The organism is Halobellus sp. GM3 (assembly GCF_052545375.1).
This window is the reverse complement of the sequence record NZ_JBQWLT010000009.1, coordinates 107663-130986: the sequence shown is the minus strand read 5'-3', so window position 1 is coordinate 130986 and position 23324 is coordinate 107663. Positions and strand designations below refer to the sequence as shown.

Annotated in this window: 21 protein-coding genes; 14 read left to right on the top strand and 7 right to left on the bottom strand. The window is 66.8% G+C overall.

The window, feature by feature from the left end; genetic code table 11:
- Positions 1-61 precede the first annotated feature (61 nt).
- From ACT3HL_RS14390 to ACT3HL_RS14375, 4 genes are all read right to left on the bottom strand, one after another.
- Positions 62-184 carry a hypothetical protein gene (locus tag ACT3HL_RS14390; RefSeq protein ID WP_445087465.1) on the bottom strand — a complete coding sequence of 41 codons (123 nt, stop codon included), beginning with the start codon at positions 182-184 and terminating at the stop codon, positions 62-64.
- 243 nt (positions 185-427) lie between these two features.
- Positions 428-3559, bottom strand: coding sequence for an isoleucine--tRNA ligase (ileS, locus tag ACT3HL_RS14385; RefSeq protein ID WP_445087464.1), 3132 nt, complete (start codon positions 3557-3559; stop codon positions 428-430).
- Between the two features lie 285 nt (positions 3560-3844).
- Positions 3845-4306, bottom strand: coding sequence for a hypothetical protein (locus tag ACT3HL_RS14380; protein WP_445087463.1), 462 nt, complete (start codon positions 4304-4306; stop codon positions 3845-3847).
- 86 nt (positions 4307-4392) lie between these two features.
- Entirely contained in the window at positions 4393-4914 is a 522-nt protein-coding gene (locus ACT3HL_RS14375; RefSeq protein ID WP_445087462.1) for a bifunctional nuclease domain-containing protein, read from the bottom strand.
- A gap of 159 nt (positions 4915-5073) precedes the next feature.
- Between ACT3HL_RS14375 and ACT3HL_RS14370 the strand changes: the two genes are divergently transcribed.
- From ACT3HL_RS14370 to ACT3HL_RS14350, 5 genes are all read left to right on the top strand, one after another.
- Positions 5074-5967, top strand: a complete 894-nt coding sequence (locus ACT3HL_RS14370; RefSeq protein WP_445087461.1) for a CopG family transcriptional regulator — start codon at positions 5074-5076, stop codon at positions 5965-5967.
- Positions 5964-6569: a hypothetical protein gene (locus tag ACT3HL_RS14365; RefSeq protein WP_445087460.1), complete on the top strand. Its 606-nt coding sequence runs from the start codon at positions 5964-5966 to the stop codon at positions 6567-6569. The genes ACT3HL_RS14370 and ACT3HL_RS14365 overlap by 4 nt, the downstream gene beginning before the upstream one ends.
- Before the next feature lie 34 nt (positions 6570-6603).
- Positions 6604-6933 carry a transcription factor S gene (locus ACT3HL_RS14360; protein WP_445087459.1) on the top strand — a complete coding sequence of 110 codons (330 nt, stop codon included), beginning with the start codon at positions 6604-6606 and terminating at the stop codon, positions 6931-6933.
- 254 nt (positions 6934-7187) lie between these two features.
- Positions 7188-7616 carry a hypothetical protein gene (locus tag ACT3HL_RS14355; protein ID WP_445087458.1) on the top strand — a complete coding sequence of 143 codons (429 nt, stop codon included), beginning with the start codon at positions 7188-7190 and terminating at the stop codon, positions 7614-7616.
- A gap of 121 nt (positions 7617-7737) precedes the next feature.
- On the top strand, positions 7738-8208 hold the full coding sequence (locus tag ACT3HL_RS14350) for a carotenoid biosynthesis protein (RefSeq protein WP_445087457.1): 471 nt from the start codon (positions 7738-7740) through the stop codon (positions 8206-8208).
- A 9-nt stretch (positions 8209-8217) separates the two neighbouring features.
- On the opposite strand, the gene ACT3HL_RS14345 is transcribed toward ACT3HL_RS14350, so the two are convergent.
- On the bottom strand, positions 8218-8961 hold the full coding sequence (locus tag ACT3HL_RS14345; protein ID WP_445087456.1) for an alpha/beta hydrolase: 744 nt from the start codon (positions 8959-8961) through the stop codon (positions 8218-8220).
- Between the two features lie 57 nt (positions 8962-9018).
- Here ACT3HL_RS14345 and ACT3HL_RS14340 point away from each other — a divergent pair, with 57 nt between their 5' ends.
- The 3 genes from ACT3HL_RS14340 (at position 9019) to ACT3HL_RS14330 (ending at position 12604) form a co-directional block, all read left to right on the top strand.
- Entirely contained in the window at positions 9019-9852 is an 834-nt protein-coding gene (locus tag ACT3HL_RS14340; RefSeq protein WP_445087455.1) for a PspA/IM30 family protein, read from the top strand.
- 96 nt (positions 9853-9948) lie between these two features.
- The gene (locus ACT3HL_RS14335) at positions 9949-10959 is read left to right on the top strand and encodes a hypothetical protein (RefSeq protein WP_445087454.1); all 1011 of its coding nucleotides are present in this window, start codon (positions 9949-9951) and stop codon (positions 10957-10959) included.
- A 79-nt stretch (positions 10960-11038) separates the two neighbouring features.
- A complete protein-coding gene (locus tag ACT3HL_RS14330) occupies positions 11039-12604 on the top strand; it encodes a hypothetical protein (RefSeq protein WP_445087453.1) in 1566 nt (521 codons plus the stop codon).
- 67 nt (positions 12605-12671) lie between these two features.
- On the opposite strand, the gene ACT3HL_RS14325 is transcribed toward ACT3HL_RS14330, so the two are convergent.
- Positions 12672-13130 (bottom strand): DUF5820 family protein, encoded by a 459-nt coding sequence (locus ACT3HL_RS14325; protein ID WP_445087452.1) that lies wholly within the window; start codon positions 13128-13130, stop codon positions 12672-12674.
- Positions 13131-13547: 417 nt separating this feature from the next.
- On the opposite strand from ACT3HL_RS14325, the gene ACT3HL_RS14320 reads away from it, so the two are divergent.
- The 6 genes from ACT3HL_RS14320 (at position 13548) to ACT3HL_RS14295 (ending at position 22965) form a co-directional block, all read left to right on the top strand.
- Entirely contained in the window at positions 13548-15617 is a 2070-nt protein-coding gene (locus ACT3HL_RS14320) for a PrkA family serine protein kinase (RefSeq protein ID WP_445087451.1), read from the top strand.
- 10 nt (positions 15618-15627) lie between these two features.
- Entirely contained in the window at positions 15628-17919 is a 2292-nt protein-coding gene (locus ACT3HL_RS14315; protein ID WP_445087450.1) for a PrkA family serine protein kinase, read from the top strand.
- A complete protein-coding gene (locus ACT3HL_RS14310) occupies positions 17910-19274 on the top strand; it encodes a DUF444 family protein (protein ID WP_445087449.1) in 1365 nt (454 codons plus the stop codon). The genes ACT3HL_RS14315 and ACT3HL_RS14310 overlap by 10 nt, the downstream gene beginning before the upstream one ends.
- 16 nt (positions 19275-19290) lie before the next feature.
- Positions 19291-21306, top strand: coding sequence for a SpoVR family protein (locus ACT3HL_RS14305; protein ID WP_445087448.1), 2016 nt, complete (start codon positions 19291-19293; stop codon positions 21304-21306).
- 272 nt (positions 21307-21578) lie between these two features.
- Positions 21579-22388 (top strand): CPBP family glutamic-type intramembrane protease, encoded by an 810-nt coding sequence (locus ACT3HL_RS14300; protein ID WP_445087447.1) that lies wholly within the window; start codon positions 21579-21581, stop codon positions 22386-22388.
- A gap of 217 nt (positions 22389-22605) precedes the next feature.
- A complete protein-coding gene (locus ACT3HL_RS14295) occupies positions 22606-22965 on the top strand; it encodes a MarR family transcriptional regulator (RefSeq protein WP_445087446.1) in 360 nt (119 codons plus the stop codon).
- A gap of 73 nt (positions 22966-23038) precedes the next feature.
- On the opposite strand, the gene ACT3HL_RS14290 is transcribed toward ACT3HL_RS14295, so the two are convergent.
- Positions 23039-23308: a ubiquitin-like small modifier protein 1 gene (locus ACT3HL_RS14290; protein ID WP_445087445.1), complete on the bottom strand. Its 270-nt coding sequence runs from the start codon at positions 23306-23308 to the stop codon at positions 23039-23041.
- Positions 23309-23324 lie beyond the last annotated feature (16 nt).

The following is a 23324-nucleotide window of genomic DNA, read 5'->3' as shown; positions in this document are numbered from 1 at the left end:
GCTGAGGCGGGCGATTTCTGGCATAGATCACCAAGGAATTCTCCCGCCTCACTCTTCATCCTTAACTAAACACGACCTCTTGGACGGCGTCGTCCTCTGGAATCGCGTCCAACGGTGGCGGAACCATCCCAAACGTCTCTTCGAGGTCTTTCTTCGCCTCGGTATATCCCTGTTCGGTCGCCATAATCTCCCCATACGGGGCGTGTTACCACACGTCTGGAACCGCTATGCGTGTTTTTACGAATCCATAGACGATACTTCGCGTTACTACCGGCGTGGTTCTGAGATACTATCGCGATAGCGACGGAGAAGTGGGTTTGATCCGATCTGCTCCTCCCAACGGATGCTGTAGTCTCTCCCCGACGATCACGGCCTCGGTGTCGCAGGCACCGATACCCAAGTACAGCAGTCCGTATCTGTCGGTATGTTACGTCTCGACCGGCTCGACGCCGATCGTGACGGTCACGCCCTCGACGTCCCACTCTTCGACGAGCGCCCACTCGCCGTCTGCGGCCAGTTCGTCGCCGGCGACGAACTCCCGGGTTCGGGTCTCCTCGGCGACGACGTCGCGGTGGCTGTCGACGAACGCGGCGATTCGGTCGTCGGCGACGTCGACGTAGGTGTCGATCTCGGCGTCGACCTCCAAGTCGAGGCGCTTTCGCATCTCTTGGATCCGACGGACGACGTCGCGCGCGTAGCCCTCGGCTTCGATCGCGTCGGTGAGCGAGGTGTCGACGTAGACGGTGCCGCCGTCGAACTCCGTCGCGGAGATGTGCGCCGGCGGCTCGGCCTCGTAGCGGACCATCTCGTCGGCGAGGTCGTAGCGCTCGCCGTCGACTTCGACGCCGCCTTCGACTTCGGCGCGCGTCTTCCCCTGCACGGCCTCCATCACGTTCTGCGCGTCGGCGCCGAACTCGGGGCCGATGACGCTCATCTGGGGCTCCGCGCGCTCGATGAGTTCGTCGAACTCGCTCACGACGTCGATCGAGCGGGCGTTGACGCGCTCTGCGAGGAGGTCCGAGAGGGCCTCGACGGCCTCGGCTACGTCGTCGTCCCCGGTGGCGACGACGACCCGTTGGACCGGCCAGCGGAGCTTCCGCCCGCCCTGCTGGCGCGCGTTCGCCGCCGCCTCCTCGACGTCGCGGAGGACGGCCATCCGCCGTTCGAGCTCCTCGTCGCGCAGCGAGTCGTCGGCGGAGGGGTACGACAGCGCGTGGACGCTCGTCTCGCTCCCATCGAGGTGCTGGTACATCTGCTCTGCGAGGTACGGCGTGTACGGCGCCAGCAGCCTGATCGTCTCCTCCAGCACGGTTGCGAGCGTCGCGTACGCGCCGCGTTTGGAGGCCGAGTCCTCCTCCTCCCACATCCGCTCGCGGATCGCCTTCACGTAGAACCGGGAGACGTCCTCGGTGAGGAACTCGAGCACGGCGTTGAGCGCGTCGCTGACCTCGTAGTTCGCCCACGCGTCGGCCGCCTCGGCCTCGACCGACTGCAGGCGCGAGAGCACCCACTCGTCGACGATGGTGCGTTCGCCGTCAGCGAGGTCCGCATCGGCGGGGTCGTAGCCGTCAAGTTCCATGTACGGCAGCGGGAAGCGGAAGACGTTCCAGAAGATGTTGAGCGTCGACTGCATCTCCCCTAATCCGTCCCACTCGAAGGAGAGGTCGACGCCCTGCTGGTCGTGGCTGAGGAGGTACGCTCGCAGCGGGTCGCGGCCGGCGCGTTCGATCGCCTCCTCGGGCGTGACGATGTTCCCGCGGGACTTCGACATCTTTCGTCCGTCCTCGTCGTTGACGAAGCCGTGCATCATCACCTCCTCGTAGGGCGCGCGGCCGACCGCGGCCGAGCCCATTCCCAGTTGGGACCAGAACCACCCGCGGGTCTGGTCGTGCGCCTCGACGATCCAGTCGGCGGGCCACAGGTCGTCGTGGGCGTCGGTCTCGCTCGGGTAGTCGAGCGTGCCCCACGACGCGACCGAGGAGTCGATCCAGACGTCGAAGACGTCCGGCACGCGCTCGTAGGTCTTGCCGTCCTCGGTGATCGTCAGCGGGTCGACCGACGGGCGGTGCAGGTCGATCTCGTCGGGGTCGACCTCCTGATCGACGCGCTCGGCCAGCTCCTCGCGCGTCCCGACGACGATCCACTCGCCGTCGTCGGCCTGCCAGATGGGGAGCGGAATCCCCCAGTAGCGCTGCCGGGAGATGTTCCAGTCGGGCGCGTCGGCGACGAAGTCGTGGAAGCGGTTGTCGCGGGCCCACTGCGGGTACCACTCGGTATCCTCGATGTTCGCGAGGAGCTCGTCTTTGATGTCGGTGACCGTGATGAACCACTGGTCGGTCGCGAGGAAGATGATGTCCGTGTCGCAGCGCCAGCAGTGCCCGTAGCGGTGGTCGTGCGCCCCCGACGCGAGCAGCGCGCCCGCGTCGTCGAGGTCTTCGATGATCGGGTCGTTGGCGTCGCGGACGAACGTGCCGGCGTAGTCGCCCGCCGCCTCGGTGAACTCCCCGCGACCGTTCACGGGGACGTACACGTCGAGTCCGAGTTCCTCCCCGCGGGCGAAGTCCTCCTGCCCGTGCCCGGGCGCGGAGTGGACGAGGCCCGTGCGGTCGGCCTCGACGTACTCGGCGGTGTAGACCTCGCCTGCGCCCTCGAAGTCGGCGACCTCGCTCAGGTGGGCTTCGAGCGGGTGGTCGTACTCCCATCCCACGAGCTCGTCGCCGTCGAACTCCTCGACGACCTCGTAGTCCTCGTAGCGGCCCTTCTTCAGGACGTCCTCGACGCACGGTTCGGCGATGTAGAGGACCTCCTCCGCGCCGTCTTTCTCGGCGCGGACGGCCTGATAGGTCATCTCCCCGTCGACCGCGACGAAGGTGTTCGCGGGAATCGTCCAGGGCGTCGTCGTCCAGATGACGAGGCTGCCCTCTCGGTCTCGGAGGGGGAACTTCACGTAGATCGACGGCGAAGTGATCTCGTCGTACTCGACCTCGTTGGCGGCGATGGCGGTCTGACACCGCGGGCAGTAGTTCACCGAGCGCTTGCCCTGTTCGACGAGGCCGCGTTCGTCCACCTTCTGGAAGGCCCACCACGCGGCCTCCATATACTCGGGCGAGATGGTCTCGTAGGGGTCGTCCCAGTCCATCCAGACGCCGATCGACTGGAAGTCCTCGTCCATCGCCTCGCGGTTCTCCTCGGCGAACCGTTTGCACTCGTCGATGAACGCCTCCATCCCGTACTCCTCGATGTCGCGCTTGGTCTCGAAGCCGAGTTCCTCTTCGACTTTCACCTCGATCGGGAGGCCGTGCATATCGTAGCCCGGGCGGTCGGTGACGCGGTGGCCCGTCATCCGCTTGTGTCGGATGACGGCGTCCTTCAGCGTCTTGTTCCACGCCGTCCCGAGGTGCATCTGTCCGGAGGTGTACGGCGGCCCGTCGACGAAGAAGAAGGCGGGGTCGTCGGCGTGCGCCTCCTTCGTCGCCTCGTAGGCGTCTGCGTCGTCCCAGTAGGCTTCGACCGCGGACTCGACGTCCGCGGGCGTGTACTGGTCGTCGACTTCGTCCATACAGGTGGAGTACCAACGAACGTATATGAAATCCGTGGAACTGCCGCGTCTCTCTTCACACCTGCGACGGGTCAATCACCTCCGAGACAACGCGTCGGGAGAGCGGTAGCGGGGCGGATTACGTTCCGTCGTCGCGATCGCGGAGCGGTCGCCGTTCCGAGTCCCACCGCTCGCGCGGCCGTCTGCCGCGCGAGCGGCCTTTTTCCCTCCAGGTTTTTGCACGGTGGGTTCCCGCAGCGAACGCAGTGAGCGAGGAAACCCACCGCTGGAAAAAAGGTGGGTGGGCTATGAGAAATCAGGAAGGTCCTCGGGCGCCTCGTACTCGGACTCCCACGTGATGTAGTCGTCTTTCAGCACCTCACAGACGGTCTGTCCGAGTTCCGTCAGGCCGGCGTTGATGGCGGAGACGGTCTTCCACGAGGCGACGTCGGGGTGGAGGTCGCGCTCCTTCCAGTCCTCCGGGATCCCGGGCGCGTGATACCCCACGCGGTCGGCGAAGTCGTCCCAGAAGAAGTCGAAGTGCGCGAGGAGTTCCAGATCGAGGACGATCCGCCACTCTGCGGCCGTCACGTCGGTCTCGGCGCGCCACGACTCGAAGGCGTCTTCCCACGCGCCCTCGCGCAGGAGGGCTTCGAGGTCGTCGCGTCGGTAGTCGGTGTCGCCGATGATCTCCGCGTCGTCGTACTCGTTCGGGTCGACAGCGTCTTCCAGTTCGGGCGCCGGTGGCGTCTCGACGGAGAGAGTCATAGCGGGTACTCCGCGCGCCGGCGGGATAAGCGATGCGCGAGCGTCAGTCGATCGATGCGCGGTCCCCGGCCGCCGACCACAGCCGTCTACCGCTCGTCGCCGAAGTCGCTGAAGTCGTCGAAGTCGTCCGGCTTCTCGGTCGATCCCTCGGTTCCCTCTCGGCGTGAACCGTCTCCGCCGAGATCGAAGCGGTCCGGAGGCTGCCCCGCCTCGTCGAGGACGGCGTCGGCGACCTCGATCGGGCAGTCGACCCGAACCGCGAGCGCGATGGCGTCGCTCGGGCGCGCGTCGAAGACGAACGTCTGTGGCTCGCCGTTGTCGTAGCGCTCGGCGTCGATCTTCGCGTAGAACGTCCCGTCCGCGACGTCGTCGACCCGGACTCGGTCGATCGCGCCCCCGAACTCGGTGAGGATCTCCACGAGGAGGTCGTGCGTCAGCGGCCGCTCGAACGGCTCACCCGAGAGCGCAAGCTGGATCGCCCTGGCCTGGTCGGCGGTGACGACGATCGGGAGGTACTCCGAGCGGGCGGCGACGACGACCGCGGGGATGTTGTCGCCGTCCGCGTCGACGCCGACGGCGATGCCCTCGACCTCGCCCGAGTGGTTCATAGAGACCAGTTGTGCGCCCGGGTACGAATACTTACGGGAGGACCGCACCTTCCGCCGAATCCTCTGGACGGATCGAATACGCGGTCAGTGCCCGGAGCGACCGTCCGGGTTCCCCGAGCAGCAGGATACTTAAGAAGCGGAAGCCTATGACTCCCGTAGATGGGGACCGAGCGCGTCGATGGACTACCAGACGAGCTCGAGTCGTGGGTGGCCGAGCGGGCAGCGGCCGATGATCTGACGCGCGAGGAGATCGTTCGTCGGCTGATCGCCGCCCACCGGCTACTCGAAGAGGACCCCGACTATCTCGAGTCGGTCGATCCCGCCGCGAACGGGGACTCGAAAACGGGCTCGGACACCGAAGCCCCGGAACCGGCATCGGCGACGGAAGTCGAAGCGCTCACGGCGGAATTACGCGAGGCCGCAGACCGAATCGCGGCCCTCGAGACCGATCTCGACGAGAAGATAACGGACGTCAGAGAGCGCGTCATACAGGTCAAACGCGAGACGGACGCGAAGGCTCCGGCGGACCACGATCACCCGGCCCTCGAGGACCGAATGGCCGCGGGATTCGAGAACTACGAGGAGATCCTCGAGTACCTCACCGAGACCGCGGACGACCACGACGCGAAACTCGACACCGTCGCGGGGGCGGTCGTCGACCTCCGGGCCCGCGTCGCGGCGCTCGAACGCGAGTCGACAGAGCGGGCGGCCGTTTCCGCTCTCCACCGCGAGGCGAACCGCCAGGGGGTGGCGACGGCCGCCTGTGAGTCCTGCGGCCAGTCGGTCAGGATCAGCCTGCTCGATGAGCCCTTCTGCCCGCACTGTGAGTCCCCCGTCGACGGCGTCGAACCGAAGCGCGGCTTCTTCGGTTCGGATCGGCTCACGGTCGGTAACTGGCCCGCGCTGGAGGGCCCGGAGGCCGAGACGGACGCCCCCGACGGCGTCGGCGAGTCACTCGAGAACCTCGGGGAGGCGTTCGCCGAGGACGGCGACGGACGCGATCGCCCCGAGGCCGACTTCGTCTTCGGCAACGAGGAGGTGACCGAGGAGTGAGCGACGATTCCACGGACCGGGATGCACCGGGCGAATCCCCCGAACGGGACGGCTCGGACGATTCTTCCGAACGGAACACCTCGGACGATACCTTCTCCCGGGAGAGACCCGCCGATCCCTTGGAACCGAACGACCCCGGCGACACCCCGACGCAGGCTGCCGAGGAGAGTGCACCGTCTGGGGGCGACAGCGACGCCGACGCGCCGCTCTCTGATCTCGCCCGCCGCGTCTCCGACCGCCGCGGGGAGCGCTCACAGTCGTCGGTGGACGACGGCTCGGCCACCTCGGACGAGGGGGGTTCGAGCGGAGACCCTTTCGAGACGATGTCCGTCGCCGAAATCGACGAGGAGACCCTCTGGTCGTCGCTCGAGGACCCGGACGACCCGACCACGAAAGTCGGCGTCGGCGAGCCCGCCGAGCCGATTTCCGAGTCCGAGCCCAACGCGCGTGAGTACGTCGTGTCCAAGGAGGAGTACTGTGAGCGCTGCCCCTACCTGAGTGAGCCCCCGGAGCTGTCGTGTGACCACGAGGGAACGCGGATCGTCGAGGTCGACGACGTCGAGCACTTCTGCGTCAGGAACTGTCCGATGGTCGAAAAGTGAGACACTTGTGCCCGCGGCGATAAATCACGGTCGAATGCAATTCTGCGACGAGTGCGGCACGATGATGGTCTCGCGAAACGGCGCGATGGTCTGTACGAACGACGACTGCGGCGCCGAGGCCGAACAGGACGAGGAACTGGCCGCGCAGTTCGTCTCGACGGAGACGCAGACCGACGGCGACGTGATCGAGACCACCGAGGACGCGAACTTCGAGGGGAAACCGACCGCGACCGACGTCGTCTGCGACGACTGCGGGAACCGGGAGGCTTGGTACACGATCAAACAGACCGGCTCAGCCGACGAGCCCCCGACGCGGTTTTTCAAGTGCACCGAGTGCGGCCACCGCTGGAGAGGGTATAATTAATCTCCCACCTTTTTACTGCGGAGGGGTCCACGGGACCCCTCCGCGCAAAAACCTGGAGGGAAAAACTCCCCGCGAGGCTCGCGGCGGCGAGCCTCGTGGTACGAGACCGGAACGACGACCGCGACTGCACCGCGACCGCCCCGCCTTCGCTCCGCCTCCGCACTTTTTTGCTTCGATCACGACACGCCCGAACCGTCTGGTGTGCGAGAATCCGACACCGGAAGTTGTTACCTGTGGGCTGCGAACGGCCGGGTGTGCCCCTCCACCAGCGCGTCCGCGATCGCTTCCGCCCTTGGTACCTCCTCGACGTTGCCGCGTTTCTCGTCGGTGCGGTGGGATCCCTCCGGCGGGCCGCATCCGGGCTCGAAGAACAGGCCGCAACCACGACCCACACGAGCGTCGTCGCCGTCGCCGCCGGCCTGCTCGCGGTGGTCGTGCTGCGCTTCACGGTCGGCAACCTCTGGGGCTACGCCGTCGAGTACGTCAACGCGGGCGGACAGTGGAGCGATCTCCCGTTTCTGCTCCCCGTCGGGAGCGGCCTCGCCGCAGCGGCGCTCGCGTACGCGGTGACGAGCAACTTCGGCGCGGCCGCGTGGGGCGGCTTCTGGGCGTTCGTCGTCGCCGCCGGCGTCGTCGCGATCGCGGTCTCGTTCGCTGCGGGCTACCGCGAGCCGGGAGCCTGACAGGGAGTATCGTAACTGTTCATAGATTCTCTCCGGGTGGTGCGACGAGGATCTATGAGGACTTACGATGATCCCTATGACCGGCGCGGCGTTTTTCTCCTCCGCCCCGAAAGCGACTCGTATGCCTTCCAGCCGTCGCTTCGCCGCGGCGACCGTCGCGGTCGGCCTCGCCTCGCTCGCGCACGCGGCGGCGACGTGGCCGCTCGCGGCGACGCTCGCGTTCTTCGGGGGCGGCGCGGCCGTGGCGTTCGTCGCCGAGGCGTTCGTGATCGCGCGCGGGTGGCTCGAACACCACGTCGGTCCGAAGGTCCTCGGCGTCCCGCTCTACGTCCTGTTCGGGTGGACCGGGACAGTGTACGTCGCATACCGCGTGGCGCTCCTCGCGACCGCGGGCGGGGCGGCGGTGGCGGCCGCGGGCGCGCTCGCCACCGCCTACGACCTCCTCGCGGACCACCGGGGCGTCGCTGACGGCCACTGGACCTACACCGGCGGCCCACCCGGCCCCCGGTACCGCGGCGTGCCGTGGTGGAACTTCGCGGGCTGGCTCGCCGTCAGTTGGCTCACTGCGGGGCTCGCCGTTCCGTTTCTGTGAAATCCGCCGTCACTCGGGACTCCCCAACGCGGGCGTGACGAAGTCCGCGACCGCGGTCGCGACCTTCGACTCCTGCCCGACGAAGAAGTGGTCCGCCGCGAACTCGACGACTGCGTCACCGCGCTCGCGGGCGAGCGCGACGACCGGGCCCACGTCCGCGACGTCGTCGCGCGTGCCGTAGAGGACTTGCACCGGGATCTCCTCGGGAATCGAACCGAGGTCGGCGACGGCGTCGATTCCGCCGATTTCGGCGTCGCCGACGGCTGGATCGCCTGCATCGTTCGCGTCGCCCGAATCGCCTGCGTCGCTCGCGTCGCCCGAATCGTCCGCACCGACAGGACCGGATTCCGCCCCGAAGTCGGCTCTCGCCGTTCCGACGCGTGCCGGGGGGGCTAACGCGCTCACCGCATCGACGTCGGCGCCGCGTGCCCCCGCCGAGAGCGCGACGGCCCCGCCGAAGCTGAAGCCGAACAGACCGACTCGGTCGTAGCGCTCGCGGGCCCACTGGACCCCCGCGAGCGCGTCCGTGCGCTCGCCGCGACCGCCGTCCCACGCGCCGTAGTCGAACCGCAGGCAGTCGACGCCGCGGGCGTTCAGCGCCTCGCTCACCGCGCGGAGTCGCTGGTCGCCGCGGTGGCCGCCGTGCTGTGGGTGCGGGGGGCAGGCGACCACGCACCGCCGAGCGTCAGCGGCGGCCGCATCGAGCGTGCCGCGAGCGTCGCGGCCGTCGGGTAGAAAGATGGTCTCGTCCATCAGACCGGGTGGTTCGGCACGTGAGGTTTTAACTCCGGCGTGCCCAACGTGGGACGTATGGGAATCCTCTCACGCGCGTCCTACGTCGTCCGCTCGAAACTGAACGCCCTCCTCAACCGCGCTGAGGACCCGACGGAAACGCTCGAGTACTCTTACGAGCAGATGCGCGACGAGCTACAGGACGTAAAGCAGGGCATCGCCGACCTCACGACTCAGAAGAAGCGACTGGAGATCCAGAAGCGACGCCTCGAGGAGAACGTCGAAAAGCACAACGAGCAGGCCAGAGAGGCCGTCCGGCAGGACCGAGACGACCTCGCGCGGCAGGCGCTGGAAAAAAAGCAGGCGAAGATGTCCCAGATCGAAGAGCTGGAGGGCCAGATCGCCGACCTGCAGGCGACCCAGGAGAACCTCGTCGACAAGAAGAACGAACTCCAGAACCGCATCGAGGAGTTCCGGACGAAAAAGGAGACGATGAAGGCGCGCTATGAGGCCGCCGAAGCGTCCTCGCGCGTCTCGGAGGCGATGACCGGCGTCGGCGACGAAATGGAGGACGTCTCGCGCGCGATCGAGCGCGCCGAGGAGCGCACCGACGAGATGGAGGCCCGCTCGGAGGCGATGGACGAACTCGTCGACACCGGCGCCTTCGAGGACGCGCTGTCGGATAAGGACAGCATCGACCGAGAGCTCGAGAGCGGTCGGACGAGCGCGGAGGTCGACTCCGAGCTCGAAACGCTCAAAGCCGAGATGGGCGACTCCGGGGCCGGTTCGGCCTCGGCTTCCGCCTCCGCCGACAGCGAAGCCGAGACCGATTCCGGGGCCGTCGCGGACGTCGACGTCGACGAGTCCGAGGTCGAGGCCGAACTGGAAGAGCTGAAGGACGACGAAAACTGAACGCGGCGTCGGGCGCCCGAGACGACCTCTGATTACCGTTCCGCACCACAGATGAGCTCCGAAACCACCGCCTCGGAAAACATACCGAGCGACACGATGGAACGTCGCGGCGAGAAGAGCCGAATCAAACTCTGGCTGTTCCTCACAGCGGACCGGTGGACCGTCGCGGGCGTCGGCCTGCTCGGCTTCTTCGTCGTACTCCTCCTCGTTGGGGCGCTCGTCCCCGATCGTGTCTTACTGAGCGCCGGCGACCCGGTGCAGACGCTGTTTCAGGCGCTCGTGACCTCGACGATCACGGGAGTGACGCTCGTCGTCTCGATCAACTCGATCGTGCTCTCCCAAGAGCTCGGACCGCTGGGAGACCAGCGCGAACGGATGGCGGGATCGATGTCCTTCCGCGAGGAGGTCGAGGACGAACTGGGTATCGACGTCGCGCCCGTGACGCCCTCGGCGTTCCTCCGTCAACTCATCGAGGGGGTCGAAACGCGGGCAACTCAGCTCGCGGGGGCCGCCGCGGAAGACGGAGACGTCGACGAGGTGAGCGAGTACGCCGAGGCGGTGGTTCGGCACGCGTCGTCGGTGAGCGACGACCTCGAAGATCGGCAGTTCGGGACCTTCGACGTGATCTCGGCGGCGCTGGATTTCAACTACTCGTGGAAGATCTACGAGGCCCGACGGTTGCGGGCGGTGCTCGGAGACGACAGCGGGGATTCGGCGTCGGCGGTGCGGGAAGCGCTCGACGACGTCGTGACCGTGCTGGCGCTGTTCAGTCCCGCACGGGAGCACTTCAAAACGATGTACTTCCAGTGGGAGTTGGTCAACCTCTCGCGCGCGATGCTGTACAGCGCGGTTCCGTCTCTCCTCGTTGCGACGAGTCTGCTCCTGTTCAGCGGCGTGCTGCCGGCGTTATCCGCGCCGTTGGTCGGGATCTCACAGTACGTCTGGATCGTCGCGGCCGCCGCGACGGTGACGCTCCTCCCGTTCGCGGTCCTCCTGTCGTTCATCCTCCGGATCGGTACCGTCGCGAAGCGGACGCTCTCTATCGGTCCGTTCATCCTCCGGGAGTCGGGCTTGGAAGACGCCGACGAGACGAGCGACGTCGAGTGACGGGACTCCGTGACGCATCGCGGCCGAAGCCGCTGGGCAGCCGACAGTATCAGTAGCCGTCGGCTGCGACACCTACGTAATGACAGAGACGACCGACGCCGTGCGCGCGGCCCTCGAGCCCGACCGGCGTGAGGCGTTCGAGCGTCGCGTCCGCGGGGAGGCCGAATCGCTGCGAACCGACATCCAGGCGGGCGTCTTCGACGCCTCCGGCTTCGCGGTCGGACTCGAACTCGAGGCCTACGTCGTCGACGGGGCGGGGCGGTTGGCGGCCGCGCCCGAGCGGCTCTTCGACGTCGACGGCTGCAGCCGCGAGCTCGGCGTGCACAACGCCGAGCTTCACACCGCACCGGACGTCGTCTGCGACGCCGGGCTCCGCCGTCAGCTCGACGAACTCGTGTCGATCCGACGCGCGGTCGACGACGTCCTGCAGGCGGACGGTCGGCGGCTCGTCCTCGATGCGATGTGGACCGTGCCGCCCGAGGAGGGATCGCTTCAGTACCTCGAGGCGGGGACCGAGACCGACGGCGTCTTTCTCGCGACGAATATGCGGCCGGTCCCGCGGTACGTCGCGCTCGATGCGGTGATCCGCGAGCGGAACGGCGGCCGGACGCCCCTCGATCTCCCCGGTCTCGCGGACGCGCGATCGATGCTCGTCGAGTCTCTCGCGACCTCGATGCAGCCGCACCTGCAGCTTCCCGACCCCGGCGACGTCCCCCGCTACCTGAACGTCGCGACGCGGACGATGGGACCGATCCTCTCGCTCTCGGCGAACTCCCCGTTCCTGCCGGCGGACTGCTACCCCGACGCCGGCGCCGCGGAGACGGCCGAGCTGTTCGCCCGCACGCCGCACGAACTCCGCGTGCCCGTCTTCGAGCGCTCCGTCGACGAGGGATCGCACAAGTGTCGCGTGCCGCGCGACGTCGACAGCATCGAGGCGGTAGTCGACCGGATCGCCGACGATCCCACGCTCGTCGCACCGCCTGACGTCGCCGGCGACGATGACCCGGTCGACTCTGCGACCAAGGGAGACCCCGGGAGCGATCGGTATCCCGCCTTCGGCGCGAAACGCGGGACGTACTGGCGGTGGGTGCGTCCCGTCTTCGGCGGCGACGTCCCGCGCGGTCCCGACGGGGATCCGGCGGCCGACGCCGACGAGTCGTCGGTCCGCATCGAGTACCGCCCCCTCCCGACGCAGCCGACGCTCCGAGACACCGTCGGCGTGCAGGCGCTCGTCACCGGCGTCCTCCGCGGCGTCGACGCGACCGACCACCCGCTTTCGACGCTCCCGTGGGCGGACGCGCGGGACTCGTTCTACGCCGCGGTCGAGGACGGCCCCAACGCCGACCTCCGGTGGATCACCAGCGACGGCGAACGGACGACTGCGACGGGGCGGATCTACGACGAGCTGTTCGCGCTGGCGCGACGCGGCCTCGACGAACTCGGCGTCGGCGCCGAGACGATCGAGTGGGCCCTCGAGCCGATCGAGGCGCGGCGGAGCGCGACCCACACCGCACCGAGCGCGTGGAAGCGCGCGACGGTCCGCGCGGCCGTCGAGTCGGGGACCGCGCTGCCGACCGCGATCCGCGAGATGCAGGCGGCCTACGTCGAGTTGGCCGCCGGCGACACTCCGTTCGCGCGGTGGTGACCGGAAAACGGTGTTCTGGACGCCTCTCTGAAGAGTCGGGCTCCCTCGCGTCCGGTCCGCGCGGTCTTCACTCGGTGTCGGCTTCGCCCGCGCGGTCTCCGCCGGTCACCTCGTCGAGGCGGTCGAGGTACGCCTCGCGCGGGACCTGATACGGCGCCCGGTAGTCGACGTCGCCGGCGGCGAACCGCCGCGCGAGGTCGTTCGCCCCGGCGAGCGCCGCCTCGCGCCGCTCGTAGGACTCGACGACGGCCTCGACTTCGGGTTCGAGCGTGAGGACGACGTGCCAGGTGTCCGTCGGAAGCTGTGACGCGCCCGGTCGGCGGGCCCGCGAACGGTTCGAGACCATAATCGTCGGGAGACACGCCGCCGGGAGGCCCTCGCGCTCGTTGAACACGTCGGGGCGGAACACGAGGATCCGCCGCCCACGCGGTTCGTCGTTCCAGAGGGTCCACCCCGCCGGCGGGCCGTGGTCCCGTTCCGATGCGGTTCCCCCCTCGCTCTCGGACGCGGTGTCCTCTCCCGTCATCGCGACTGCTCCATACGCGTCTCTCTGTCCTCGGCGTACAAATAGCGACGCGTTCGCGGTGCGCTCTCGCTTCGCTCGCGCCGTCTCTTCCCGCCGACCGCGACCGGAGCAAGGCTTATGTGTGTGTATCCCTCACACACTTCCAGTCTCGGTCAACGGATCGAGCGATAACCCACACGCACTGTCCGCCGAATCCCGACGTTCTGTCGCCCGTCGCCGTCTCGTCGTTGCCGCCCCGTCGCCGCCCTGTCGCTGCCGCTCCGTGATGTGTCGTCGCGCGTGATGGAGTGTCAAGTGTGACCACACCGCTCGGAACGGGTCGCACGGATCGCTCCCGGGTATGAGCCATCGATGCGGTTCGCACGCGCCCTCCCGTCCGAGCGGGGGGCGCTGGTCGCTCCCCGAGACGGACAAACAATGAACGGTGACAGAGAAACCCTCGAATCCCTGAGTCGGCAGTACAAGGAGTCGGTGCCCGAAGACCTCCGCGAAGCGAAGCGCTTCGATTGGTACCTCGACGCCGTGTACGACGACCCGCGGATCGCCCGAAACGCCCACCAGCGCGTGGCGGACATGTTCGACCACTACGGCACGGAATACGACGAAGACGCCGGCGTCGTCGAGTACCGGATGGCCGCGGAGGACCCCCTCCACGACGGTGAGAACACCTTTTACGGAAGAGAGGTCCACGAGTCGATCCACGAGTTCGTGAACAAGGTCAAATCCGGCGCGCGCGGGCTCGGCCCCGAAAAGCGAATCAAGCTCCTGCTCGGCCCGGTGGGGTCCGGAAAATCGCACTTCGATTGGATGGTCAGACGCTACTTCGAGGACTACACCTCGACGGACGCCGGGCGGATGTACACGTTCCGGTGGACGAACCTCGGCGACGTCATCCGCGATCAGGACCCCGCCGACGACGTCGTCCGCTCGCCGATGAACCAGGACCCGCTCGTCCTCCTCCCCCAAGCCCAGCGCGACGGTGTCATCGAACGGATCAACGAGCGACTGGACGCGCCCTACACCATCCGGAACGACCAGACGCTCGATCCCGCCTCGGAGTTCTATCTGGATTCCCTCCTCGCGTACTACGACGACGACCTCCGAGCGGTCCTCGAGAATCACGTCGAGGTCGTCCGCCTCGTCGCGAGCGAGAACAAGCGGCAGTGCGTCGAGACGTTCGAGCCGAAGGACAAGAAAAACCAGGACGAGACGGAGCTCACCGGCGACGTCAATTACTCGAAACTGGCCGTCTACGGCGAGTCCGACCCCCGAGCGTTCGACTACGCGGGCGCATTCTGCAACGCGAACCGCGGGCTGTTCTCCGGCGAGGAGCTGTTGAAACTCCAGCGGGAGTTCCTCTATGACTTCCTGCACGCCTCCCAAGAGCAGACGATCAAGCCGAAGAACAACCCCCGGATCGACATCGACCAGGTGATCGTCGGCCGGACGAACATGCCCGAGTACCGCGAGAAAAAGGGCGACGAGAAGATGGAGGCGTTCAACGACCGAACGAAGCGGATCGACTTCCCGTACGTCTTAGAGTACGACGAGGAGGCCGAGATCTACCGGAAGATGCTCCGGAACGCCGACGTGCCGGATATGCACATCGAGCCGCACGCCCTGGAGATGGCGGGCCTGTTCGGCGTGCTCACCCGGATCACCGAACCCGACAGCGACGTCTCGCTCGTCCAGAAGGCGAAGGCCTACAACGGCGAGGTCGACGACGGCGACGACGTCGACGTCCGAAAGCTCCGCGAGGCCGGCGAGGCGAGCGCCGACATCGCGGAGGGGATGGAGGGGATCTCCGCCCGCTTCGTCGGCGACGAGATCGCCGAGGCCATCATGGACTCCACGCACCGCGGTCGGTCGTATCTCTCGCCGCTGTCGGTGTTCGCTCACTTCGAGGCCAACCTCGAGAACCACGGGTCGATCCCGGAGGACAACCTCGATCGGTACTACCGCTATCTCGAACTGGTGCGCGAGGAGTACAAGGCGCGCGCCATCGAGGACGTCCGGCACGCGCTCGCGTACGACATCGAGGAGATCCGCCGACAGGGCGAGAAGTACATGGACCACGTGATGGCCTACATCGACGACGACACCGTCGAGGACGAGCTCACCGGCCGCGAGCAGGACCCCGACGAGACGTTCCTGCGCTCGGTCGAGGAGAAGCTCGAGATCCCCGAAGACCGGAAGGACGACTTCAGACAGGAGGTCTCGAACTGGGTGTCGCGCCGCGCTCGAACGGGCACCTCCTTCGACCCGCAGGACAACGACCGCCTCCGCCGGGCCTTAGAGCGCAAACTCTGGGAGGACAAAAAGCACAACATCAACTTCTCGGCGCTGGTGAGCGCGAAGGAGCTCGACGACGACGAGCGCAGCGCGTGGATCGACGCGCTGGTGGGGCAGGGCTACTCCCCGGAGGGCGCGCGCGAGGTGCTCGAGTTCGCCGGCGCAGAGGTGGCAAAGAGCGAGCTGGAGGGGTGAACGAAAGCACATGACTTCGAGTTCGAATCCGACGCGCGAGTACGTCGAGATCGCCGACGAGCACCTCCGCGGCACCTACGAGGAGCCGATGAGCCTGCGGGCCTACGTCGACGCCGCGTTCGAGCGGCCGTCGATCGCGGCGCACGCCTCGAAGTACCTGCTCGACGCCATCGAGTCGATGGGGACGCGAACCGTCCTCGAAGAGGGCGAGACCGGAGAGCGCTACCGCTTCTTCGACGACCCGGAGAACGACGGCGAGCACGCCGTGCTCGGGAACACGAGCGTGCTGAACGGGTTCGTCGACGACCTGCGGACGATCGCCGCCGAACGGGGGAAATCCGAGAAGATCCTCTGGTTCGACGGCCCGACCGCGACCGGGAAGTCCGAGCTGAAGCGCTGTCTCGTCAACGGCCTGCGCGCGTACTCGAAGACGGCGGCCGGCCGCCGCTACACCGTCGAGTGGAACGTCGCGGCCGCCGGCGACACCCGCGGGCTCTCCTACGGCGGCGAGACGACCGGCACCGAGCGCGAGGACGACTGGTACGAGAGCCCGGTGCAGTCGCATCCGCTGTCGGTCTTCCCGGCCGACGTCCGCGCGACGCTGCTGGCGGCGCTGAACCGCGAGTCGGGCGACCACGTCCCGATCGCGGTCGACGAGGAGCTGGACCCGTTCTGCCGGGAGGCGTACGACTACCTCGAGGAGACGTACCGACGGAACGGCACGCGGGAGCTGTTCTCGGCGGTCACCGACCCCTCGCACCTCCGCGTGAAGAACTACGTCGTCGACGTCGGCCGCGGGATCGGCGTCCTCCACTCGGAGGACGACGGATCGCCGAAAGAGCGCCTCGTGGGGTCGTGGATGCCGGGGATGCTCCGAGAGCTCGACTCCCGCGGCCGCAAGAACCCGCAGGCGTTCAGCTACGACGGCGTGCTCTCGCAGGGCAACGGCCTCCTCACGATCGTCGAGGACGCCGCCCAGCACGCCGACCTGCTGCAGAAGCTGCTGAACGTCCCCGACGAGGGGCGCGTGAAGCTCGATAAGGGGATCGGGATGGACGTCGACACCCAACTGCTCATCATCTCGAACCCGGACCTCGACGCCAAGCTGGACAAGTACGCCGACCGGAACGGCAGCGACCCGCTGAAGGCGCTGAAGCGGCGGTTGGACAAACACGAGTTCCGCTATCTCACCAACGTCTCGCTGGAGGCGGAGCTGATCCGCCGCGAGCTCACGGACGAGACGACCGTCTGGGACGTCGACGACGAGGCGGAGCTGCGCGAACGGGTCCGCGCGCCGCTCTCGATCGACGTTCGGAGCGGTCCGGGGGCGGTCCGAGCCCGCGAACTCGCTCCGCACGCGGTCGCGGCCGCGGCGATGTACAGCGTGCTCACGCGGCTCGACAGCGAGGACGTTCCCGCGGGATACGATCTCCTCGACAAGGCCCTGCTCTTCGATTTCGGCTACGTGCAGGAGGGCGACGGACGCACGACGATCGAGGAGTTCGACTTCGACGGTGTCGGCGAGGGGGTCCACGGGATTCCGGTCACGTTCACCCGCGACGTCGTCGCGGACCTGCTGCACGAGGACACCGACAGGCGGCACGCCGACCTCGCGGTCGAGCGCGTGGTGCTCCCCGAGGACGTCCTCGACGCGATGGTCGCCGGACTCCACGACGCGCCGGTCTTCTCTCGGTCCGAGCGCGCCGAGTACGAGGGCCGGGTCGCGATGGCGAAAGAGTACGTCCTCGACAGACAGGAGACGGACGTGCTCTCGGCGCTCCTCGCCGACCGGTCGGTCGACCGACAGACCGTCGCCGAGTACGTCGAGCACGTCTACGCGTGGGACGGCGACGAGCGGGTCGAGACCGATCGCGGGCCGATCGACCCGGACCCGCTCGTGATGAAGCTCTTCGAGACCGAACAGCTGGGTCGGTTCGGCGACGGCGACTACCTCGGAAACCAGCCGACGGAGTCGGTCAAGCGGTTCCGACGGGAGAAGGTCATCACGGCGCTGAACCGCTACGCCTGGCAGAACCGCGACGAGGGGTTCGCGATCGACGACGTCGACCTCGCGGAGATCCCGGTGATCCGGTCGGTGCTCGACACTCACAGTTGGGACGACGTCCGGCGGCTCTACGAGGACTTCGATCCGGCCCACTGGGAGGACCCGCCGGAGGGCACGGAGACGGCCGCGCTGAAGTCGAAGGCGATCGAGGAGATGCGAACGCGGGGGTACACCGAGGCCTCCGCCGAGCTGACGAGCCGCGCGGTGATGCGGGAGGTGCGCCGCCGATGGGACTGAGAGAGGACCTCGAGCGGTTCCGCGAGGTCGGCGAGGAGCGGCGCGAGGACCTCGAATCGTTCATCCGCTACGGCGACCTCGGCGGCTCGGACGCGGACGCGATACGGATCCCGATCAAGGTCGTCGACCTCCCGGAGTTCACCTACGACCGGCTCGACCGAGGGGGCGTCGGACAGGGACAGGGCGGCACGCCCGACGTCGGTCAGCCGATCGGCCAGCCGCAGCCGCAGTCGGGAGACGGCGACGGAGACGACGGTGACGAAGAGGGCGACCCCGGTGAGAGCGGTGGCGAACACGGCTACTACGAGATGGATCCCGAGGAGTTCGCCGCGGAGCTCGACGAGGAGCTCGGCTTGGATCTCGAACCCAAAGGAAAGGAGGTGATCGAAGAGGTCGAGGGCGAGTTCACCGACGTCACCCGGACCGGCCCCAACAGCACGCTCGACTTCGAGCGGCTGTTCAAGCAGGGCCTCAAGCGGAAGCTCGCGACCGACTTCGACGAGGCGTTCGTCCGCGCGGCGATGAAAGTCGCCGGCGAGACGCCCGAGTCGGTCTACCGATGGTGTCGAGAGCGGAACATTCTCGTCTCGCTCGCGTGGATCGAGGCCGAGTGGGACGAGATTCCCGAGGGGGAGCGCGGCCGCTTCGCCACCTTCGCGGAGGTCGAAGAGACCGTCGAGCGGACCACCGCGGTCCAGCGGATCCGCCGCGAGGGACTGCGCGAGGTCCCGTTCCGACGCGACGACGAGCGGTACCGCCACCCCGAGACCGTCGAGAAGAAACAGCGCAACGTCGTCGTCGTCAACATCCGCGACGTCTCGGGATCGATGCGCGAGAAGAAACGAGAGCTCGTCGAACGGACGTTCACGCCGTTGGACTGGTACCTACAGGGGAAGTACGACAACGCCGCGTTCGTCTACATCGCCCACGACGCCGACGCCTGGGAGGTTGACCGCGAGGAGTTCTTCGGCATCCGCTCGGGCGGCGGCACGCGCATCTCCAGCGCGTATGAGCTCGCAAAGGAGATCCTCACAGAGGAGTACCCGTGGGCGGAGTGGAACCGCTACGTCTTCGCCGCCGGCGACTCCGAGAACTCCTCGAACGACACGAAAGACCGGGTGATACCCCTCATAGAGGAGATCCCGGCGAACCGCCACGCCTACGTCGAGACCCAGCCCGGGGGGACCGCGATCAACGCGACGCACGCCGAGGAGGTCGCCCGGGCGTTCGAGGCGCGCGAGGACGTCGTCGTCACGTCCGTGGGCGCGCCCGAGGAGGTCACAGACGCGATCTATCAGATCCTCGGCCCGGCGTCCTCGGCCGTGTCGCCGACGGCGACCGGCTCGACGCAATGACACCGAACCCAGACCGATGACTACCAGACTACGACGCTTCAGACGCGCGGCGCGCGAGGAGGCCGATCGGCTCGAAGAGCCGGTTCGCGAGGCCGCCGCGCTCGCCCGCAAACTCGGACTCGATCCCTACCCGGTGAACTACTGGGTGGTCGACCACGACGAGATGAACCAGCTCATCGCCTACGGCGGCTTTCAGCGCCGCTATCCGCACTGGCGCTGGGGGATGACCTACGACCGCCAGCGGAAGCAGGACCAGTTCGGGATGGGCAAGGCCTTCGAGATCGTCAACAACGACGATCCGAGCCACGCCTTCCTGCAGGAGTCGAACACGCTGGCGGACCAGAAAGCGGTCATCACCCACGTCGAGGCACACGCCGACTTCTTCCGGAACAACGAGTGGTTCAGCCGCTTCTCGGGCGACGGCGACCTCGACGCCGCGGCGATGCTCGAGCGCCACGCCGAGACGATCCAGCGGTACGTCGACGACCCCGAGATCGACCGCGAGGCGCTCGAACGCTTCGTCGACGCGGTCACCTGCCTCGAGGACACCATCGACCAGCACCGACCGCTCACGGCCGATAGAGACCGCGATCCGGTCGAACCGGAGGACCTCCGCGAGCGACTCGACGAGATGGACTTCTCCTCGGCGGTCAGGGGCGCGGTGTTCGACGACGAGTGGCTCGACGACCTCGCCGAGGCGGAGGCGGCCGCCGCCGACTTCGACCGGCCGCGGTCGGACGTGCTCGGGTTCCTCCGCGAGCACGGGACGGTCTACGACGCGGACGCCGGCGAGGCCGTGGAGATGGAGACGTGGCAGAAAGAGGTCCTCGACCTGCTCCGCCGGGAGGCGTACTACTTCGCCCCACAGAAGATGACGAAGACCATGAACGAGGGGTGGGCGGCCTACTGGGAGTCGCTGATGATGGGCGAAGAGCGCTTCGCGACGACGGCGGAGTTCCTCACGTACGCCGACCACCAGTCGCGGGTCTTGGGCTCGCCCGGTCTCAACCCCTACAAGCTCGGCAAGGAGCTGTGGGAGTACGTCGAGAACACGACGAACAGGAGAGCGATCGCCGAGCAGCTGCTGCGCGTCGAGGGGATCACGTGGCGGAACTTCCACGACGTCGTCGACTTCGAGGCGGTACAGGAGCTGTTGGAACCGACCGCGGAGATCGACTCGATCGACCGCGACACCCTCGAGGACCTCGCGTCGCTCCCGGCGGACGACCCCCGCGTCGACTGGGAGACGCTCGACCGCGCACTGTCGGATCCCGACGCCGTCGACGTGGACCGCTACCCGTGGAAAGTCCTCACCTACGAGGGGCTGGCCGAGCGGCACTTCTCGCTCGTGAAGCCGCAGAACCGGGGCTTCCTCCGCCGGATCAGGCGCTCGGAGCTCGAAGGGATCTCCCGGTACATGTTCGACGACGCGAGGTACGACAGCGTCGAGGCGGCGATCGACGACGTCGAGAAGACGGCCGGCTGGGAGCGGATGCGTGAGGTTCGCGAGAGCCACAACGACGTGACGTTCGTCGACGCGTTCCTCTCGCCGGAGTTCGTCGAGGAGAACCACTACTTCACCTACGAGTACACCCGCTCGACGGGCGATTTCCGCGTCGCCTCGACGGCGGCCGCGGACGTGAAAAAGAAGCTGCTGCTTCAGTTCACCAACTTCGGGAAGCCGACCGTCGCCGTCTTCGACGACAACTTCGAGAACCGCGGGGAGCTGCTCCTCGGGCACCGCTACAACGGTATCATGCTCGACCTCGGGGAGGCGCGCGACGTCCTCAAACGCGTCCACGAGCTGTGGGGCCGTCCGGTGAACCTGATGACGATCAGGAAGGCCTTCGACGACCACGACATCGAGGTGGCCCGCCGGCGCAACCGCGAGCCGGAGCCGACGGAGGTCGGCGTCCGGATCCGCTACGACGGCGAGGCGTTCGACGAGTTCGAACTCGACGACGACCTCGAAGAACGGATTCAGGCCTCCGACGTCGACTACGATACCAAGCCCGAGGAGTGGCTATCGTAAGGTGTTTGGCTCGCTCCGAAACTCCCAGTGTGAAATACCGCCCGGGAATCGTCGACCCACCGGGATTCGTTCCACACCTCTGATGGGTGATCTAGCTATCAGATCGTGCTTTCTTATTGATCGTAGCAATCTAACGCCTCGAGTGCGCGTCCGCAACCGAGCAGGCTGAGGTGAATTCCTCTAAGTGGACTGGGTCAGGACTAGCTTCGATATATGTTACCATATCATCTGTGTCAATACGTCTATATATAATCACGGAGCGAACAACGTGTATGGTATCGATTGTTGAGCGTCGTCCAGTCGGATTTACGCTCGGACTCACAGCCGGGCTTATTTTCTTGACACTAGTCACACGAACTATCCTCGAAGCTGCCGTCCCACAGTTGACACTACACGGGGTTGGGCTCATCCTTAATTGGGTCATCGTCGCAGGGAGTATCGCGCTCGTCACTTGGCTCGGTTGGTGGGAGAAAATTCGGCTCACAGCACCAATCAATCGGCGTGCAGTTGTCTACTTGCTCCCCTTCGCAGCGGTGGTCTTTGTCCCGGCTATGTTCGGCCTTGCCATTCCCGAAATTTCGCTGATTCAGGGACAAACCCTGCCACCGTGGGCAGCACTCGTCGTGATCGTCGTTGGCGTGGCGCTGGGGGCCGCTATCTCCGAAGAGCTCATCTATCGTGGCGTGTTGCTCCGGGCGCTCGAGCCTCGCAGCCGTCTGTTAGCTGTGGTACTGCCGGCCACGATGTTTGGTCTGGCCCACATCTCACAAGTCATCTTGGGGAATTCGCTGGCTGAGTGGCTTCCACAGATGCTGCTGATCATTCCCTTGGGGATCGGACTCGGTGCGGTTGCGCTCCGGTTGGAGAGCCTCTGGCCGCTCGTCGTCTGGCACTTCGCAGTGGATGTGACCGGGTCACTAGTAGCGACGACATCAGTGGTCTATGAACTGATCACAATCGGATTCGTCCTGCTCGCTGGAGTGATCGGACTATGGCTGCTCTGGCAAGACCGGCGGGCGAGACACGACACGCACCGCCAGCCTGTAAGCACGAGTCTCGACGAGGTCAGTGTGCAAAAATAACACGAACAGTCACAACGGTTGACTCGAAGCAAGCGTGGGATATGAGTCCCATGTATTGATCGTTGCAGCCGCGAGCGACGACCGGGATTTGTTCACGGGGATGGGTTCTCGATCCGTTCTGGTCGGACCCGGGAGTGGGTCGCACCTCCTCGAATGCATCGCCTGATGTGTTACAAATATCCAAATAGCTTTGTCCCAACAGTACCAACATACCACTATGTCGAGCGGCACCATCGATATCGACGAGTTCGAGGACGCCGACGCCGACGAATTCGCGGAGCGAAACGACACCGAGCGGATTGTGGTGTTCCTCGACGCGAACGACGACCGGGCGTGGAAAGCGGCGACGATCGCCGAGCGACTCGATCTATACGCGGACGCCGTCAGTGCGATCCTCTCTCGACTGAAAGAGCGCGGTCTCGTTCGGCACAAGCGCCCGTACTGGGCGATCACGAACGACGAGGAACGGCTCCAATCGGCCTACCGGCTCCACCGGCACCACGAATCCGCAGACGAGCAATACGGTGGGGAGCGTCTCGAAGAGCTACGAACCGACGAGATGGAGACTGTGCAGTGACGGCGTTCGAAGAACTCGAACGCGGTGATCTGATGACGTGGCCACACAATCGATCGGTTACATCTCGTCGTGATTACCCGCCCGTGACCGGCGGGAACATCGCGAGTTCGTCGCCGTCGGCGACGTCCGCCTCGAGCGAGGCGGGCGAGCCGTTCCGCATCAAGTTGATCTCCTCGGCGATCCCCTCGCCGTCGCGGACGCGTTCGGTGAGCGCGTCGTTCCCGCCGAGGAGCGCATCGAGCGCGTCGCCGACCGTCCCGTCGGCGTCGACCGAGACGGTGTGTTCCCGTCCGCCCGCCGCTTCGGCGAGATCCGCGAACAGTCGCCACGTGACCGTGTGCATACCACCACTCGCGCCC

What these genes read in the sequence shown, in the direction of transcription:
- ACT3HL_RS14345 (WP_445087456.1), bottom strand. Translation starts at nt 8,961, where the DNA reads ATGGACGAGACCATCTTTCTACCCGACGGCCGCGACGCTCGCGGCACG.
- ACT3HL_RS14305 (WP_445087448.1), top strand. Translation starts at nt 19,291, where the DNA reads ATGACTACCAGACTACGACGCTTCAGACGCGCGGCGCGCGAGGAGGCC.
- ACT3HL_RS14335 (WP_445087454.1), top strand. Translation starts at nt 9,949, where the DNA reads ATGGAACGTCGCGGCGAGAAGAGCCGAATCAAACTCTGGCTGTTCCTC.
- ACT3HL_RS14295 (WP_445087446.1), top strand. Translation starts at nt 22,606, where the DNA reads ATGTCGAGCGGCACCATCGATATCGACGAGTTCGAGGACGCCGACGCC.
- ACT3HL_RS14290 (WP_445087445.1), bottom strand. Translation starts at nt 23,308, where the DNA reads ATGCACACGGTCACGTGGCGACTGTTCGCGGATCTCGCCGAAGCGGCG.
- ACT3HL_RS14300 (WP_445087447.1), top strand. Translation starts at nt 21,579, where the DNA reads ATGGTATCGATTGTTGAGCGTCGTCCAGTCGGATTTACGCTCGGACTC.
- ACT3HL_RS14370 (WP_445087461.1), top strand. Translation starts at nt 5,074, where the DNA reads ATGGGGACCGAGCGCGTCGATGGACTACCAGACGAGCTCGAGTCGTGG.
- ACT3HL_RS14360 (WP_445087459.1), top strand. Translation starts at nt 6,604, where the DNA reads ATGCAATTCTGCGACGAGTGCGGCACGATGATGGTCTCGCGAAACGGC.
- ACT3HL_RS14350 (WP_445087457.1), top strand. Translation starts at nt 7,738, where the DNA reads ATGCCTTCCAGCCGTCGCTTCGCCGCGGCGACCGTCGCGGTCGGCCTC.
- ACT3HL_RS14380 (WP_445087463.1), bottom strand. Translation starts at nt 4,306, where the DNA reads ATGACTCTCTCCGTCGAGACGCCACCGGCGCCCGAACTGGAAGACGCT.
- ileS (WP_445087464.1), bottom strand. Translation starts at nt 3,559, where the DNA reads ATGGACGAAGTCGACGACCAGTACACGCCCGCGGACGTCGAGTCCGCG.
- ACT3HL_RS14310 (WP_445087449.1), top strand. Translation starts at nt 17,910, where the DNA reads ATGGGACTGAGAGAGGACCTCGAGCGGTTCCGCGAGGTCGGCGAGGAG.
- ACT3HL_RS14390 (WP_445087465.1), bottom strand. Translation starts at nt 184, where the DNA reads ATGGCGACCGAACAGGGATATACCGAGGCGAAGAAAGACCTCGAAGAG.
- ACT3HL_RS14315 (WP_445087450.1), top strand. Translation starts at nt 15,628, where the DNA reads ATGACTTCGAGTTCGAATCCGACGCGCGAGTACGTCGAGATCGCCGAC.
- ACT3HL_RS14340 (WP_445087455.1), top strand. Translation starts at nt 9,019, where the DNA reads ATGGGAATCCTCTCACGCGCGTCCTACGTCGTCCGCTCGAAACTGAAC.
- ACT3HL_RS14375 (WP_445087462.1), bottom strand. Translation starts at nt 4,914, where the DNA reads ATGAACCACTCGGGCGAGGTCGAGGGCATCGCCGTCGGCGTCGACGCG.
- ACT3HL_RS14330 (WP_445087453.1), top strand. Translation starts at nt 11,039, where the DNA reads ATGACAGAGACGACCGACGCCGTGCGCGCGGCCCTCGAGCCCGACCGG.
- ACT3HL_RS14320 (WP_445087451.1), top strand. Translation starts at nt 13,548, where the DNA reads ATGAACGGTGACAGAGAAACCCTCGAATCCCTGAGTCGGCAGTACAAG.
- ACT3HL_RS14325 (WP_445087452.1), bottom strand. Translation starts at nt 13,130, where the DNA reads ATGACGGGAGAGGACACCGCGTCCGAGAGCGAGGGGGGAACCGCATCG.